The organism is Bacillus cereus group sp. Bce041, assembly GCF_052646455.1.
Map to the genome: position 1 here is coordinate 405,374 of NZ_JBQXON010000005.1, position 15,809 is coordinate 421,182.

The window sequence follows — 15,809 nt, forward strand, 5'->3', positions numbered from 1 at the left end:
TCATCTCCTTTTTTATTGAATGAGATTCACTTATTAAACACCTTTAATAAGTACCTTTAATTAAACTTATTAAACACGTTTAATAAGTAACCCTATATTATCATACTTTTTCATATATGCAACTAATAAGTTCGGAAAAGAAGTGCGAACTCCTTGCTCTATGTATCGATATGAAGAATAATTGATATCGAAAAACGAGGGAACGCTCAGCGCCCCCTCTCAAATCCAATCCGTTTTTTAATTTCTGCTAAATTTATCTTCGCAATAGCGCGTGCCTTCTCAGCACCGTTTTCTAATGCTTCATATAATAAATCCGGCTCATTCATATACATTGCGTACTTTTCACGAGGTCCAGCTAACTCTCGATCTACAACGCGAAACAACGCTTTTTTCACATCGCCCCATCCGATTCCAGTCTCATATTTTTCACGTAATGACTGTACTTCGTCTTCTGTCGCAAATTCTTTATAAATTGTAAATAAGGTTTCTAGTTCTTTCGGTTCATTTGGAAGTGAAGAATCTGTTTTGATTTTAAATATTAATTTTCGTAGTTTTTCTTGCTCTGCAAATAATGGGATTACATTTCCGTAACTTTTACTCATTTTCCTTCCATCAAGACCAGGTAAAATAGCTCCTTCTTCTTGTATGACATACTCCGGTAGTGTAAATGTCGTGCCAAATGTATGATTAAAATACGTCGCAATATCACGCGCGATTTCAATATGCTGAATTTGGTCTTTTCCAACTGGTACATGAGTAGCTTGAAATAATAATATGTCAGCTGCCATTAAAATCGGGTACGTATATAACCCCATATTCACTCCCGCATCGACCTCTAACCCTGCTTCTTTATTTTGCTCCACCTTCGCTTTATACGCATGAGCACGGTTCATAAGACCTTTCGGAGTTAGGCAAGCTAAAATCCAAGCTAATTCTAGAATTTCCGGTACTTCTGTTTGCCGATAAAAAACAACATCTTCCCCAAGTCCAAGCGATAACCAAGTAGCTGCTACCTCTTTCGTATAACTGCTGAACTTTTCTGAATCATGCACAGCATTTAATGCATGATAATCAGCTATAAAGTACAATGCTCTTCCTTCATTATTCTTTGACATTTGTAATGCAGGTTTAATCGCACCAATATAATTCCCTAAATGCGGATAACCTGTCGGCTTAATTCCTGTTAACATTATTTTTTCACTCACACTAACTCCTCCTTTCTCAAAATAAAAAGAGCCCCTCATCCTTAAAAAAGGACGAGAGACTCCCGCGGTACCACCTTAATTAGCTATCATTAGCTCACTTCATACTTCAATAACGTGAAGTAACCGTCTTTACCTACTCATTTCAGTTAGAAGCTCCAGAGCCCATTCCATATTCATCCCTTACTGATTCTCACCACATATCAGCTCTCTGAAAAGTTTCGAATATGTACTCTTCTCTTTCATTGCTTTTTCGTTATTTTTTACAGTTTATCACATTTCACTTCCAAACAAACCCTAATTTTCTATTTTATATAGCAGGAATTTCCACTTCAATTGTCTAATGTTATATAGGTTTGTTGAAATATTCGAAACAACTTTGGAGGTTTTTTCATGGTAAAATATATATCAATTTTAGGTTCAACAGGATCCATCGGCACATCTGCATTAGATGTCGTTTCAGCTCATCCTGAACATTTTAAAATCGTCGGTTTAACCGCAAATTATAATATCGATCTTCTTGAGCAACAAATCAAAACGTTTCAACCTCGTATTGTAAGCGTTGCGACAAAAGACTTAGCAGACAAGCTTCGTACGCGTATTTCAGCAAATACAAAAATCACACACGGGACTGATGGCTTCATTGCAGTAGCTACTCACCCTGATTCAAATCTTGTATTAAGCTCTGTTGTAGGTGTTTCAGGATTACTTCCAACAATTGAAGCATTAAAAGCGAAGAAAGATATCGCTATTGCTAATAAAGAAACTTTGGTTGCAGCTGGACATATCGTAACTGAACTAGCGAAACAAAACGGATGTCGCTTAATTCCAGTAGATAGTGAGCATTCAGCTATTTTCCAATGTTTAAACGGAGAAAATAATAAAGAGATTGAGAAGTTAATTGTAACAGCTTCCGGTGGTGCTTTCCGTGATAAAACACGTGATGAAATGCAAACATTACAAGCAAAAGATGCTTTAAAGCACCCAAACTGGTTAATGGGCGCAAAACTAACGATTGATTCTGCCACATTAATGAATAAAGGGTTCGAAGTAATGGAAGCGAGATGGCTATTTGATATTCCATATGAAAAAATTAATGTAATGATTCATAAAGAAAGTATCATTCATTCTTTAGTAGAATTTATTGATGGATCAGTTATGGCACAGCTCGGTGCTCCTGATATGAGAATGCCGATTCAATATGCGTTTCACTATCCTACTCGGCTACCTTCTTCCTATGAAAAATTAAATTTATTAGAAATCGGTAGTTTACATTTTGAAAAACCAGATTTAGAGAAGTTCCCTTGTCTACAATACGCATATGAATGTGGCAAAATCGGTGGTACTACTCCCGCTGTATTAAATGCAGCAAATGAAATTGCGAATGCGCTATTCTTAAAAAATGAAATTTCCTTTTTCGATATTGAAAAAACAATTTACAAAACAGTTGAAGCTCATCATAACGTAAAAGATCCTTCACTAGATGCTATATTAGAAGCGGATCAATGGGCGCGCCAATATGCAAATGAATTGTTAATAAAAAAGAGCTAAAACAGTTCCCACTGTTTTAGCTCTTTTTTTTCATGTATTCAACTTAACAAATCTATAACCGTGTGTAACTAACACTTTTAATATCGCATATCCTGGAATGGCTAAAATAATGCCCATAATCCCGAATAAGTTTCCGGCAGTTAAAATGATAAAAATGATAGTAATCGGATGAATATCTAACTTTTTACCCATAACTTGCGGAGAAATAAATTTACCTTCTGCTAATTGTACAACCATCATAACGATAATTACTTTTAACACCATTGCTGGCGAGTCGATAAATGCGATAATTAACGCTGGTGTAATCGCGATAATTGGTCCTACGTACGGAACGATATTTACAATCATCGCTAAAATCGCAAGTAATACCGCATATTTAATACCAATAATAAGATAACCAATTAATAGCATAATACCGATAAATAAGCTGACGATAATTTGACCTCTAATATACGAGCTAATCGCATAATGCATATCATCTAGTATTCTCATTGCTGCTGGTTGTCTTTGCTCTGAAATAAACTTTAAAAAGTGATTCGGCAATTGCTCACCATCTTTTAAAAGATAGAACAATATAAATGGAACCATTACAAATGTCAAAACAACCTCTGTAACAGTACTCAAAAATCCAGTTACATTCCCAGTTACTGATGATAATGACTTTGTAAAATCAACTGTGTATTCTTTTACCATATTCGCAACATTAATATTTAAATTCTCCTGAATTTTACCGAGTAAATTACTTTCCCCGAATCTACGTGCTGCTTGTTCAATCTCATGGCCAAAATACGGTAAGTTATCAATTAATGCATCAATTTGATCTTTAATAATAGGGATAACCGTTACAACTAAAAATACAAATAATCCTAGTACGATTAAATATATGGAAGCTATCGATACGATTCTTGAAACACCTTTCTTTTCTAAAAGCGAAACGAATGGATGCAAAATATAAAATAGCACGCCTGCTAATAGTACTGGGAAGAAAATTGTTTTTAAAAATACGATAAACGGTGTAAAAACAAATGATATTTTTGTTAGCAATAAAATATTAATGAACAATAACGCAAATCCAAGTAATACCGCCAAATAATTTTGTTCTCTAAAAAACTTTCTTAACTTATCTCTTTTTCTTATATTTATTTTCTCCAATGAAACCACCTCTTCGAATGATGAAAAGCCCTTATTCAGGGCTCTTCATCATAATCTATATCTCTATTTCCTTGCAGCTTTCACTACAAATGATACAATAAGAATTAACACGATTGCACCTAATAATGCCGGCACGACATGAATCCCACCAAATGATGGCCCAAAGGATCCAAATAATCTACCACCTAACGAAGCACCTAATAAACCTGCGATAATATTTCCGAACATACCACCTGGGAAATTTTTACCTGTTATAGAACTAGCAATTGCACCTATAATAGCACCAACTATTAATGTGATAATCCATCCCATTTTTAGTCCTCCATTTCTATTATAGTTTGTATGATTCAATACAAACATATGTATTTATCATTGCTAATCATATTTCACTATAGAAATATATTTACTACTATTTTACATATGGAGATACATATATTATATGCAAAAAAGAAAAATATTGTCAAACTCACCCATAAAGCAATTATATTCATATACCATATTTAAAGGAGGCTTCATTGTCTATGATTCTTAAGTTAAATTCCACTTCTTTTGAAGTAGCAACATCCATTTTACAGGTTCAAATTCCAGCTTATAAAGTTGAAGCAGACTACTTAAATAGTACTGCCATACCTCGTTTATATGATACTGTAAACGATATTCAAAATTGCGTTGAAACATTCTATGGATATTTTTCTGAAAATAAACTTGTCGGTTTTATTTCTTTTGTACAAGAAGAAAAACTAATCGATATCCACAGGTTAGTTGTATCGCCCGATTTTTTTCAAAAAGGAATCGCAACGAAACTCCTAATTTATATATTTAACATGTTTCCCTCTTCAATGGCATACATTGTACAAACAGGTAAAGCGAATACCCCTGCTATTACTTTATATAAAAAACACGGATTCATTACAGTATCAGATACAATACTTCCTGACGGTATGATTCTTACGCAATTAAAAAAGACAGAATACACAAAATAATTTGACTTGTTCGCTCCTTTATGTTATTTTTTACTTTATAAAACCTTTTGCTGAGTCCAAATTTTGGAGCGGGGGAACCATTTTTGTAGCTATGCTACTTGGGGCGAATCTTTTTTAAGTAGGGAAACTCTCACTTCCCGAGTCCGACAGCTAACCTCGTAAGCGTAATGGGAGAGGAAGGTGCTTTTTGCCTATGTTACACATTTTGCCTCCTTAATTATAAATATGGGATCGATATCAAATAGTCACCTATATTTATAGAAAAGGAGAATGTATTATGTTACGTTTATCTGATCACGCAATAAAAATGATGGAGCAAAGACTTCGAATTGAAAAACAACGCACATATCAAGCAAATAAGGTTGTAGATAACTTACATCACAAATACTTCTTTCAGCATATTTTTCAACCGAAAAGATAAAGAAAATGTTTATTTAATATTAAAAAACACAAGGTGTGTCTTACAAAGACATTCCTTGTGTTTTTTATATTCTTTATAAAATTCTCACTACATTTAAGCTTGCTGTAATCGCACCTGCTATAGTAGTCACATGCCCTACACCTAACGGGCCATTTTGTAATATTAATGTTGAATTGGCACTCGTCACATTCACAAGAAGTGTATTTGAAATGGCTGGTTCGATTACTACAGTTGATGTCGTTACGTTTTGTATAAAACTCCCTGTTAGTTGCGTTCCATTTAATAGCAATCTAACAGATACTGTCTCATTCCCACCATTTGCATCCCCTTGAAAATAGTAGCTTACTAAATATATTCCTGGCGTCGTTACTGTGACTGTCGTAGCACTAGTTAAAGATACACCAGTTCCATATACAGTGGATCCAGAATTAATTGGGATGTTGGCATTTGCTGCAATTGTGCTTGTTGATGTAGAAAAGAAATATCCGCCACCTGTCGATATAGCAGATGATCCTGTTGCTCCTGTTGGGCCTGTTACTCCTGTTCCCCCTGTCGCTCCTGTTATTCCTTGTATGCCTTGTATTCCGGTCGGTCCAGTTGCACCAGTCAATCCCGTCTGGCCCGTTACTCCTGTTGGACCCGTTATCCCTTGTGGACCTTGGATTCCTTGTGGACCTTGAGGACCCGTTGCTCCCGTCTGGCCGGTTGCTCCAGCCTGCCCCGTTGCTCCTTGTGGTCCTTGGATTCCTTGTGGACCTTGAGGACCCGTTGCTCCCGCCTCGCCGGTTGCTCCAGTTGGACCGGTTGCTCCTTGTGGTCCTTGAATTCCTTGTGGACCTTGAGGACCCGTTGCTCCCGCCTCGCCGGTTGGACCGGTTGGGCCGATTGGGCCTTGGATTCCTTGTAGACCTTGCGGACCAGTCGGACCGGTTACTCCTTGTATCCCTTGTGGACCTTGAATGCCTTGATCACCCGTTGGACCCGTTGCCCCCATCGGTCCCTGTACTCCTTGCAAACCTGTTACACCAGTTGCTCCGGTCGGTCCCTGTATTCCTTGTACCCCTTGAATTCCAGTCGCTCCTGTTGCTCCGGTCGCTCCTGTTGCCCCTGTTGCTCCAGTCGGACCAGTTGGACCCCCTGGTGATCCTGCTGGACCGGTTGGACCAGTTGGACCTCCTGGTGGACCAGTTGGACCGGTTGCTCCAGTCGGGCCAGTTGCAGAACCTGTCGGACCAGTTATCCCAGTGGCTCCTGTTGGGCCGGTTGGACCTGGATCACCTTGTAAACCGGTTGGACCAGTCGGACCGATTACACCTTGCACTCCTTGTATTCCTTGTATTCCTGTTGGACCTACCTGCCCCATTTCTCCCTGGGGACCTTGTAAACCTTGAACACCAGTTTCCCCTTGTGGACCCATTGGTCCTTGCTCCCCTTGAATTCCTTGAGAACCAGTTGGACCGGTTGGACCAATCGGACCCTGTATTCCTTGTATTCCGGTTACACCTTGTAAACCACTACCTCCTAAATTACCTTGCACACCTTGTATACCAGTATTTCCAGTTGGTCCAGTCGGACCAATTTCCCCTTGCACTCCTTGTATGCCTTGTATTCCTGTTGGGCCGGTTGGACCGATTTCTCCTTGCATTCCTTGTATGCCTTGTATTCCTGTTGGACCGGTCGGACCGATTGGGCCAGGAATTCCTTGTATCCCTTGAATACCAGTTGGACCAGTCGGACCTCTTTCTCCTTGTATTCCTTGAACACCTTGTATTCCCTGTGGGCCTCGTTCTCCCATAGGTCCTTGATTACCTTGAGAACCTTGTGGTCCAGTTAAACCAGTTGGGCCGGTTATACCTTGCTCTCCTGTATCACCAATAACTCCTTGTATTCCTTGTGCTCCTGTTGTCCCTCGGGGACCTTGTATCCCCCTGATACCTTGAGGACCTTGGGGCCCAGTTGCTCCCGTCGGTCCAGTCACCCCTGTAGGACCAACAGGACCTTCATGCCCTCCAGTTGGACCGATTGGACCACTATTACCTGTCGGACCCGTTGCTCCTATAAGCGGAAGAGGCAGTGCCACTCCAAATTTTTTGCACTTTCTATGATGACGCACAACAATCCCCCTTCCCCAAAATAATTACACCTTTTATATGAAATGCATTTTTATAAGAAAAGTACACCTTTGACCTCATTTTTTTAAAATAAAGAAGCCTATCATTTCATCTATTTGAAATCATAGGCTTCTTTTATAAAAACACTTTACTTTCTAGCTTTAATAATAAAAAGTAGTCGGCACCATTCTAGCTTTATATAAAGAATAATACTTCGTAGACGGCTCAGCTAGTTCTCCATCAAACGAGCTTGATGGTTCAGGCTCTTCTATTAATAAAAAGATTCGCCCATCATATGTGACAGTCGAATCTTTTTATTGTTCATATTCAAGATGATTATGCCTTTTACAACCAAACAAATAGCACCCACCTATAAAATCCGTTTCAAATTCTAATCCTGGAACGTATCCAGATTTGATACGTTCTACCATTGTTTTATAACAATTATTCTCTTCTGTATATTCCTCAATTAACTCTTTCTTATCATTTTCTGTCCAGTTTTCTTCTACTTCTTCATTCTGAACATCTTCTATTTCTGCTGTTTTCGCTTCGATACATTCCCGTATAACTTCATTTATACGGGAGAAATTATTCGTTTTATATAGAGCATACACAAATCTACCAATCCAATTAGGACTTTTCCAGCATTCTTTATATCCCTTTTCGAACCATTCAATTGCTTCTTTATAGCAATTCAACTCAACATATAAATCTGCTACATTAATTTTCCCTAAAAAATTATCAGATTCCCTGTTAAAAGTATCTAACTTCTCTTTTGCTTCTGTCGTTCGTTCTAAATCAATTAAACATTTTACATAGCTATACATGATATAGTCCGAATCCCCTGCAACTCGCAAGAAAAAGTCTGAAGCTTTTTCCAGCTCTCCAAGGTTATAATGCGCTACAGCTACATTATGATATGCTTCATCTGATGGTTGAATCGAAATAGACTTTTGTAATGCTTCTTTCGCTTCTGTCCATTTTTCTTGTTTCATGTAAATGTCCCCTAAGATGTTATAAGGAAAGTATGAAGAAGGATTAAACTTAACAACTTCTCTTATTAATTCAAGAGCTTTATCATCATTCTCTTCCTCATAAAAGTACATCCAAGCCAGATTATTGAGAGATTGTACGTCTCTAGATTCATGTACTGCTTGTTGAAACAGTTCCATTGCTTCCTCATATTTATTTTGTTCAAACATTTCAATTGCCTTCTCATTAATGTTCAAATAACTACCTCCGAAGTAAATGAATTCATCTATTCCCTATCATTATTGTAAAATGTAAAAATTATAATTTCTATAAAAAAATTTCTTTCTCTCGTCTACATTTCGATTGAAATAGAAGCTAAAACATACGAATTTACAAAAATCAGTAAATTTTTCATTCTCCCTTAAATTGGATATACCTCCTGTTTCATTTTACATATTATGGTACAATTAAGAGGGTACTAACTAAACATTTACGCTCCGCACTAGTAATCTAGCAATACAAAAATCAAAAATCACATGGAATTGAGGGATGTTATGAAACAGAAATTAGCTGTTCTTCTATTCACTGGAATCATATTATCAGGATGTTCAACTATAGCAGAGAATTCTTTAGAAAGCGGGAAAGGCAGTATGGAATTATTAACACCAACGATTACAGCAAAAGACAATGAATTAGAAATTAAAACTAAAGGCATTGATGAAAATAAAGTAACTTTTATTTATGTTGCTAATAAAAAAGTGTTGGAACAAAAACTAAAAAATGGTGAATCCTACAAACTTAACATTAAAGATATCGAACATGCTCATAGGACGGACTACAAACCAAAAGTTCAACTTTTACAAACGAAAGACGATGATGATGATGGAGAAATAGTAACCTTCAAACAAGTTAGATATACAGTTAAAAACTGATTTTAAAGTTGTTTCATTATAAATGTAACAAAAGAAAATATACTTTTAACAGTAGATAAATGTAGGGGATGCTAACATGAAAAAACGATGGATTTCTTGGTGGATTGGTAACATATTTTGGATTATCGTTTTTGGAATATGGGCCGCTATTATTTGGCTACGAGATGTTGATGGTGCTGGTGTTATTCAAACACCTGAAATTAAATCAATATCACTTATCGTTTTATTAATCACGTTTATCATACCGGTATTTTTTCAAATTATATGGCTAATCATTAATTTGAGAATGAGTAAAAAACATAATTATACGATTTAGTTTTTTTGAATTAACAGATGAATATTTTTCATAAAAAAAGAGAGGAATCTACATCAAAATAGATTCCTCCCTTTTACATTTAGACTTATACTGCGCTTTTAATGCATCACTATTCCTCTTTTTTACGATGCATGTTCATCTTTCTTCTTCATTAACGCTCTTTTCTTCATCGCCTTCGTTAAATATCCACCCTTAAACGAGCGAATTTCATACGAAGACATAAACGCTTTCGGTGCAATTTCATTAATGATTTCTAAAAGCTCTTTCTCTCTAGAACGCTTTGCGACGATATCTAAGCGATAACGTATAGAATTAATACCTTCGCCTTCAAATACTGTAACGCCAAATCCAGAGTGACGTAACTCATCTACTAATTCATTACAACGGTCTAGTAAACTAACTTGATACGTAATATAACCAATTGCTAATTTATTCTCTATATAACCGCCTAATAACAGTCCCGCACTAAAGCCAATGACATAGGCAACGATGTTCATCCAATTTGATAAATCTTGAAACACAATACCTAAACTGACAATGTAAATAGCTCCTTCTAACAATCCAACACCAGCAGCGGATCTTGTTTGATTCTTTACAAGCAAAATCGTACGGATTGTTAATATTGGAACGTAAATAATTTGAAGCACAAAAATAAGTAGCGCTTGTAACATTGGTATCCACCTCTTTCAAAAAGTCTTTTGTCATAATAACATACATAACCTTTAGAAATCGATGGGTTTTTTAAAATTTTTTTATTATTTTTCATACTATTGAAAAACACAAAAAAGAAGCGTATTATATTTGTCATTAATTTGATTACTTGTATCATATCGCTAAACTAAAAAAGGAACCTGATTAGGTCCTTTTCATCATAGCTCTATATTTTTCGAAGCATGTTCTCTTTGCTTCTCTTCTTCTTTCACTAACTGCATATTTGCGTACGCTAAATTTGCAATCATTAAAAAGTGACCACCTAAAATACCTGTACCGAATGCCCACATTTCCATTTCATGCTCAATTTCATACATGATGATAGCTCCTAAAATAGCAGCTGCAAATCGGTTTAAAACTCCTAATCCAGGAGCCTTTTCCTTCATTACGATACTTTTCCCGAGTTTCTCCACTCTGCGAGCTAATAACCAAAGACAATAAGCACTTACTGCTAATCCAATACCGAACCCTGTCACTTGTTTTCCAAACGGAGTAATCGTCCACATAAGTAGTAAACCACTAAAGATCACATACAATTGTAATCGATATACACGTAAGGCTTCTTGAATCAAAATATCCGCTCCTAAGTTCTCATTTTTTGTACTTTAGAAGAAAAGCAGCAACTTACACAGTTGCTGCTTTCTCTTCTTCTTGTTCTTGTTCCATCTTACGAATTTCAACACGTTTAATTTGGTAAGCGTCTTTTTCTAACACTTTAAATTCATAACCTTCCGCCTCAACGTGTTGTCCTTCTTCGATTTCATGATTTTGCATCATAATCCATCCACCGATTGTATCCACATCATCTTCTTCGATGTGTAATCCAAATAAATCTTTCACTTCTGAGATAAGCACTTTTCCATCAACAATAATATGTTGCTCGTTCACATGTTGAATTGGTGGTGCTTCATCTTCATCATATTCGTCACGAATTTCGCCGACGATTTCCTCCAAGATATCTTCAAGCGTTACAATTCCAGCTGTTCCTCCGTACTCATCATATAAAACAGCCATCGGAATTCGCTTCTTCTGCATTTGAAGTAATAAATCGTGAATTGGAGTCGTTTCCATCACTTCAATAATCGGACGCATATACGAGCGAATAGATGATAAATCTTTTTGATCCTCGGTCATATATCGAATAAAGAAATCTTTTACGTTGACCATACCGATAATATCATCTTTATCTTCTCCAAAAATCGGATAACGTGTGTATCGCTCATTTTGGATTACTTTCATGTGTTCTTCTACTGAATCTTCCAGGTAGAAACCAACGATTTCTGTTCGCGGTACCATAATCTCTTTTGCAATACGATTATCAAATTCAAAAATGTTATTTACATACTTGTATTCAGCTTGATTAATTTCGCCACTTTCATAGCTATCTGAAAGGATAAGACGTAATTCTTCTTCTGTATGAGCTACTTCATGTTCTGAAGCTGGCTTTAAACCAAATAAACCAGTTATCACACGAGCTGAACCGTTCAATACCCAAATAAATGGATACATTACTTTATAGAACATCATTAATGGACCTGCCAATAATAACGTTACCCTTTCAGCCTTTTGAATTGCCATCGTTTTTGGAGCTAATTCTCCTACTACAACGTGTAAATACGTCATAATCATAAAAGCAAGACCAAATGTTAATACTGATGAAATAGAAGGATTTAAGTTCCATTTCTCAAATAACGGGTGTAATAACTTTTCAATTGTCGGTTCACCTAACCAACCTAATCCCATAGCTGTAACTGTAATACCTAATTGACAAGCAGATAAATATTCATCTAAATTTGTTGTTACCTTTTTCGCTGCTAAAGCACCGCGTTTTCCTTCCGCAACAAGCTGATCGATACGGCTTGAACGTATCTTTACAATCGCAAACTCTGCTGCTACGAAAAATCCAGTAAATGCGATTAAAATCGCAACCATGACTAAATTAAATATTTCCAATGAATCCCCTTAGTTAAAAAACTAAGGTGTCCACCTCCTGTATACTATAATGTTTTCTTATTTGTTTGTTAGAAAACATAGCCCGATACAAAAATTAAAGAGGTCGGATTTCACTTATTCTATAATAATAGAGCAAGTGTCTGTATTAAAGCTGTCGTTTGACCTGATAAAGATTTCGATATTTTTTCACGTTGTGAATCAGTCAATTCATCTAAAAGCGGTTTTAACTCAGTAAGCTCCACTTCTAATCGATGAATATGGTCTGTCACTTCATTCACTTGTTTCGAAACGTGTTCATTGATACCGAGCAGCTTCTTCTTCTCCTCGATTTTCTCTTTAATCTCACAAAGCGGCATATGCATTTCTTTGCACTTCTCAATAAATTGTAATGTCTCAAATGCTGTTTCGTCGTAATAGCGATAATTAGATTGAGATCGCTCCGCTTTTAAGATACCTAGATTCGTATAATAATCAATCGTTCGTTTCGACACGTGAGCCATGAGAGCCAACTGTCCGATTCGATACACCTTCCCAACGATCTTCCCCCCTTGTTTATATTACTTACATCATACAATACATAAACTGTACAGTCAAACGTGACGGTTTATTATTCACAATTTATACAAAATTCCAATCTCCTCCTATGATGATTCAATACGAGTAATCTACACTTATACAATAAAATTACTAAACTACTACCTAATCACTACATTATCTGCCACTTTTAACCTTTCTTATTTAAAAGCATATCCTACTAATAATGATTGCTTGTATAGGAGGGAATTAATATGAAAAAGACAATCATTTCTCATTTTTATAATGAAGAATACCTACTTCCATGGTGGCTTATGCATCACACGAAAATATTCGATCACGGCATTTTAATTAATAGAGGGTCTACAGATCGTTCCGTAGAGATTTGTAAACTATTAGCACCCCACTGGGAAGTACGAAATTCAAGATTTCTTGAGTTTGATCCAACTAATACTGATATTGAAGTGATGGAAATTGAAAGAGAAGTTTCAGGTTGGAAAATCGTTTTAAATACTACTGAATTCTTTTGTTGTAATAATACTGAAGAATTTTTTTCATCTCTTCATACACTAGGCCAAAACATGTATGCGATTAGAATGATTTTAATGATAGATAATCATAATTATAATTATTCAAAGCCTAGATATTCTATCCCCTTAGTAGAACAGCGATACCACGGTGTCTTCCCTTATAACCCAAATCTCGGATGTGCTTGGAGATTTATTCACAATCATCTAGACGGTGCATATTTACCTGGTAGACATCATTCGCGGCACGGATATATAATTTATGACTATCCTTCATTTATTTTAAAATTTTATTTTAGCCCTTGGAATGAACAATCCAAGGCAAGAAAATTACAAATTACACCTACCCTTTCAAAAAGGGGTGTTCAAATGGGACTTCAAACACATTACGGTCAATCTCCTGAAGTACTGGACATACGTTTTTTAGAGCTTAGTAACCTAACACAAGACCTCCGTCATAACCCTGAATATCAAGAATTATTCCCAAAATTCAAACCGTAATACTTTCTGCATCGTCATCACCTCAAACATTTTCATTCACTTAATCAAAAACAATCTCATTTGCATAAAACATGAATAATGTATAAATAATAAATTTTTATTTTAGGAGGAAAAAATGAAAGCTGTTATTCTTGCTGGTGGGTACGGTACAAGAATTGGGGAAGAAACACATTTAAAACCGAAACCTATGATTGAAATTGGAACAAAACCCATTCTATGGCACATTATGAGTTTGTATAGTCATTACGGAATTACTGAGTTTATTATTTGCTTAGGCTATAAAGGATATGCAATTAAAGAGTTCTTTCTAAATTACAACTTACACATGTCTGATTTCACAATACAGTTAAACGATAATACAATTACTAGCCATTCTCATCGTGTAGAACCATGGAAAGTTACACTAATCGATACTGGTGTAAATACCGAAACGGGTGGCCGAGTGAAAAAGATTCAAAATTATGTCGGAGACGAACCTTTCTGCCTCACTTATGGTGATGGATTAAGTAATGTAAATATAAAAGAACTTATTACATTCCATAAAAAACATGGAAAAATGGCTACTGTTACTGCCGTACAACCTCCTGGTAGATTTGGTTCTCTCATATTAGATAAACAGTCTGTAACATCTTTTCAAGAAAAACCATTAGGTGATGGCGGATGGGTTAACGGTGGATTTTTCGTTTTAAATCCTGAAGTTTTCAATTACATTAGTGGAGATAAGTCTGTTTTTGAAACAGACACTTTAGTTCAGTTAGTAAACAAAAATGAATTGACCGCATATCAACATTCTGGTTTTTGGCATCCGATGGATACATTGCGCGATAAAAATAAATTAGTCGAGCTATGGGAAAGTAATAGCGCTCCGTGGAAGGTTTGGTAATATGGCTTCATCATCTTTTTGGAATAAGAAAAAAGTATTTATTACAGGACATACTGGATTTAAAGGCTCCTGGCTCACCCTTTTCTTAAGTTCTTTAGGTGCAGAAGTAGTAGGCTTTTCTTCTCATCCCCCATCCATTCCTAACATTTTTGAACAAGGTAACGTAGCAAAAGAGTGCACGACAATGAAAGGCGATATTACAGATTACCATTCTTTATTTCATGCCATGAAGCAGCATAAACCTGACATAATATTTCATTTAGCAGCTCAGCCAATCGTAACCGCTTCATACAAAAATCCTATCGATACATTCAAAACGAATGTTTTAGGTACTGTCCACGTGCTAGAAGCAGCAAAGTCCGTCGAAAGCGTACGTGCCATTATTAATGTGACAAGCGATAAATGTTATGAGAATGACGGTAGTGGCGACCGAGCGTTCGTGGAAAATGACCGACTAGGAGGTTTCGACCCTTATAGCGCTAGTAAAGCTTGCGCTGAAATAGTGGCAACATCCTATCAAAAATCATTCTTCCGCACTAATACCCAGAAACTCGCCTCAGTCAGAGCTGGTAACGTCATCGGCGGTGGTGATTGGGCAGAAGATCGATTATTCCCTGATATCATTCGGGCATATTTGCACAATCATACTTTGTATATTCGAAACAAATATGCCGTCCGTCCGTGGCAACATGTTTTAGATCCTCTACATGGCTATATCCTTTTAGCTGAGAAACTTTGGAATGATGATAAATATGCAGAAGCGTGGAATTTCGGCCCAATGAATGAACCTAACAGAACCGTTCATGATGTCATTGAATCTGTAATAAAATTATGGAATAACCCACTAACAATCATTTCCTCCTCTACAAATACTCCTTATGAATCACCTGTTTTAACACTCGACAGTACAAAAGCAGTAAATAAACTCGGCTGGACTCCTAAGTTATCAACAGATGATGCTATCGCTTGGACTGTTGATTGGTACAAAAAATATGCATCTGGTGAAAATATAGAATCTTTCACACGACAACAAATCGATGCATTCAAAAATTTATAAGGG

At 36.4% G+C, this 15,809-nt stretch carries 17 protein-coding genes, 1 pseudogene, 1 riboswitch and 1 other annotated feature; of the genes and pseudogenes, 8 read left to right on the forward strand and 10 right to left on the reverse strand.

Annotated features, from left to right (window positions below):
- Positions 1-206: 206 nt before the first annotated feature.
- Complete coding sequence (locus ACUN13_RS18875) at positions 207-1,205, reverse strand: tryptophan--tRNA ligase (RefSeq protein WP_257115569.1); 999 nt, start codon at positions 1,203-1,205, stop codon at positions 207-209.
- A 44-nt stretch (positions 1,206-1,249) separates the two neighbouring features.
- Positions 1,250-1,457: a binding site (T-box leader), on the reverse strand.
- Between the two features lie 138 nt (positions 1,458-1,595).
- Between ACUN13_RS18875 and ACUN13_RS18880 the strand changes: the two genes are divergently transcribed.
- Positions 1,596-2,753 (forward strand): 1-deoxy-D-xylulose-5-phosphate reductoisomerase, encoded by a 1,158-nt coding sequence (locus tag ACUN13_RS18880; RefSeq protein WP_257115570.1) that lies wholly within the window; start codon positions 1,596-1,598, stop codon positions 2,751-2,753.
- A gap of 30 nt (positions 2,754-2,783) precedes the next feature.
- Here ACUN13_RS18880 and ACUN13_RS18885 read toward each other — a convergent pair whose 3' ends face one another.
- Together ACUN13_RS18885 and ACUN13_RS18890 are read right to left on the reverse strand one after the other, a co-directional pair.
- On the reverse strand, positions 2,784-3,905 hold the full coding sequence (locus ACUN13_RS18885) for an AI-2E family transporter (protein WP_000411484.1): 1,122 nt from the start codon (positions 3,903-3,905) through the stop codon (positions 2,784-2,786).
- Positions 3,906-3,968: 63 nt separating this feature from the next.
- The gene (locus ACUN13_RS18890; protein ID WP_000539733.1) at positions 3,969-4,217 is read right to left on the reverse strand and encodes a GlsB/YeaQ/YmgE family stress response membrane protein; all 249 of its coding nucleotides are present in this window, start codon (positions 4,215-4,217) and stop codon (positions 3,969-3,971) included.
- A 209-nt stretch (positions 4,218-4,426) separates the two neighbouring features.
- Here ACUN13_RS18890 and ACUN13_RS18895 point away from each other — a divergent pair, with 209 nt between their 5' ends.
- Positions 4,427-4,888: a GNAT family N-acetyltransferase gene (locus tag ACUN13_RS18895; RefSeq protein ID WP_000601228.1), complete on the forward strand. Its 462-nt coding sequence runs from the start codon at positions 4,427-4,429 to the stop codon at positions 4,886-4,888.
- Between the two features lie 38 nt (positions 4,889-4,926).
- Positions 4,927-5,069, forward strand: a riboswitch (cyclic di-AMP (ydaO/yuaA leader).
- Positions 5,070-5,165: 96 nt separating this feature from the next.
- Positions 5,166-5,309, forward strand: coding sequence for a hypothetical protein (locus tag ACUN13_RS18900; RefSeq protein ID WP_000945243.1), 144 nt, complete (start codon positions 5,166-5,168; stop codon positions 5,307-5,309).
- Positions 5,310-5,382: 73 nt separating this feature from the next.
- Here the strand turns inward: ACUN13_RS18900 and ACUN13_RS18905 are convergent, their stop codons facing one another.
- The 3 genes and pseudogenes from ACUN13_RS18905 to ACUN13_RS18915 form a co-directional block, all read right to left on the reverse strand.
- Positions 5,383-7,428 (reverse strand): collagen-like protein, encoded by a 2,046-nt coding sequence (locus ACUN13_RS18905; protein WP_445423916.1) that lies wholly within the window; start codon positions 7,426-7,428, stop codon positions 5,383-5,385.
- Between the two features lie 140 nt (positions 7,429-7,568).
- A pseudogene (locus ACUN13_RS18910) lies at positions 7,569-7,692 on the reverse strand (SAM-dependent methyltransferase); the annotation flags it as partial.
- Positions 7,693-7,734: 42 nt separating this feature from the next.
- Positions 7,735-8,649 (reverse strand): tetratricopeptide repeat protein, encoded by a 915-nt coding sequence (locus tag ACUN13_RS18915; protein ID WP_445423897.1) that lies wholly within the window; start codon positions 8,647-8,649, stop codon positions 7,735-7,737.
- Positions 8,650-8,928: 279 nt separating this feature from the next.
- On the opposite strand from ACUN13_RS18915, the gene ACUN13_RS18920 reads away from it, so the two are divergent.
- Together ACUN13_RS18920 and ACUN13_RS18925 are read left to right on the forward strand one after the other, a co-directional pair.
- A complete protein-coding gene (locus tag ACUN13_RS18920) occupies positions 8,929-9,324 on the forward strand; it encodes a hypothetical protein (protein WP_002041528.1) in 396 nt (131 codons plus the stop codon).
- Between the two features lie 76 nt (positions 9,325-9,400).
- Positions 9,401-9,640 carry a DUF3923 family protein gene (locus tag ACUN13_RS18925; protein WP_000747681.1) on the forward strand — a complete coding sequence of 80 codons (240 nt, stop codon included), beginning with the start codon at positions 9,401-9,403 and terminating at the stop codon, positions 9,638-9,640.
- Positions 9,641-9,762: 122 nt separating this feature from the next.
- Here ACUN13_RS18925 and ACUN13_RS18930 read toward each other — a convergent pair whose 3' ends face one another.
- The 4 genes from ACUN13_RS18930 to ACUN13_RS18945 form a co-directional block, all read right to left on the reverse strand.
- A complete protein-coding gene (locus tag ACUN13_RS18930; RefSeq protein WP_000938438.1) occupies positions 9,763-10,311 on the reverse strand; it encodes a DUF2179 domain-containing protein in 549 nt (182 codons plus the stop codon).
- Between the two features lie 198 nt (positions 10,312-10,509).
- The gene (locus ACUN13_RS18935; protein WP_000613876.1) at positions 10,510-10,923 is read right to left on the reverse strand and encodes an ATP synthase subunit I; all 414 of its coding nucleotides are present in this window, start codon (positions 10,921-10,923) and stop codon (positions 10,510-10,512) included.
- A gap of 52 nt (positions 10,924-10,975) precedes the next feature.
- A complete protein-coding gene (locus tag ACUN13_RS18940; RefSeq protein WP_000402258.1) occupies positions 10,976-12,304 on the reverse strand; it encodes a hemolysin family protein in 1,329 nt (442 codons plus the stop codon).
- Between the two features lie 119 nt (positions 12,305-12,423).
- Positions 12,424-12,831, reverse strand: a complete 408-nt coding sequence (locus tag ACUN13_RS18945; protein WP_000285639.1) for a MerR family transcriptional regulator — start codon at positions 12,829-12,831, stop codon at positions 12,424-12,426.
- A 261-nt stretch (positions 12,832-13,092) separates the two neighbouring features.
- Here ACUN13_RS18945 and ACUN13_RS18950 point away from each other — a divergent pair, with 261 nt between their 5' ends.
- The 3 genes from ACUN13_RS18950 (at position 13,093) to rfbG (ending at position 15,806) form a co-directional block, all read left to right on the forward strand.
- The gene (locus tag ACUN13_RS18950) at positions 13,093-13,866 is read left to right on the forward strand and encodes a glycosyltransferase family 2 protein (RefSeq protein WP_000750973.1); all 774 of its coding nucleotides are present in this window, start codon (positions 13,093-13,095) and stop codon (positions 13,864-13,866) included.
- A gap of 115 nt (positions 13,867-13,981) precedes the next feature.
- The gene (rfbF, locus tag ACUN13_RS18955) at positions 13,982-14,749 is read left to right on the forward strand and encodes a glucose-1-phosphate cytidylyltransferase (RefSeq protein ID WP_000648808.1); all 768 of its coding nucleotides are present in this window, start codon (positions 13,982-13,984) and stop codon (positions 14,747-14,749) included.
- Between the two features lies 1 nt (position 14,750).
- The gene (gene rfbG, locus ACUN13_RS18960) at positions 14,751-15,806 is read left to right on the forward strand and encodes a CDP-glucose 4,6-dehydratase (protein ID WP_000168659.1); all 1,056 of its coding nucleotides are present in this window, start codon (positions 14,751-14,753) and stop codon (positions 15,804-15,806) included.
- Positions 15,807-15,809 lie beyond the last annotated feature (3 nt).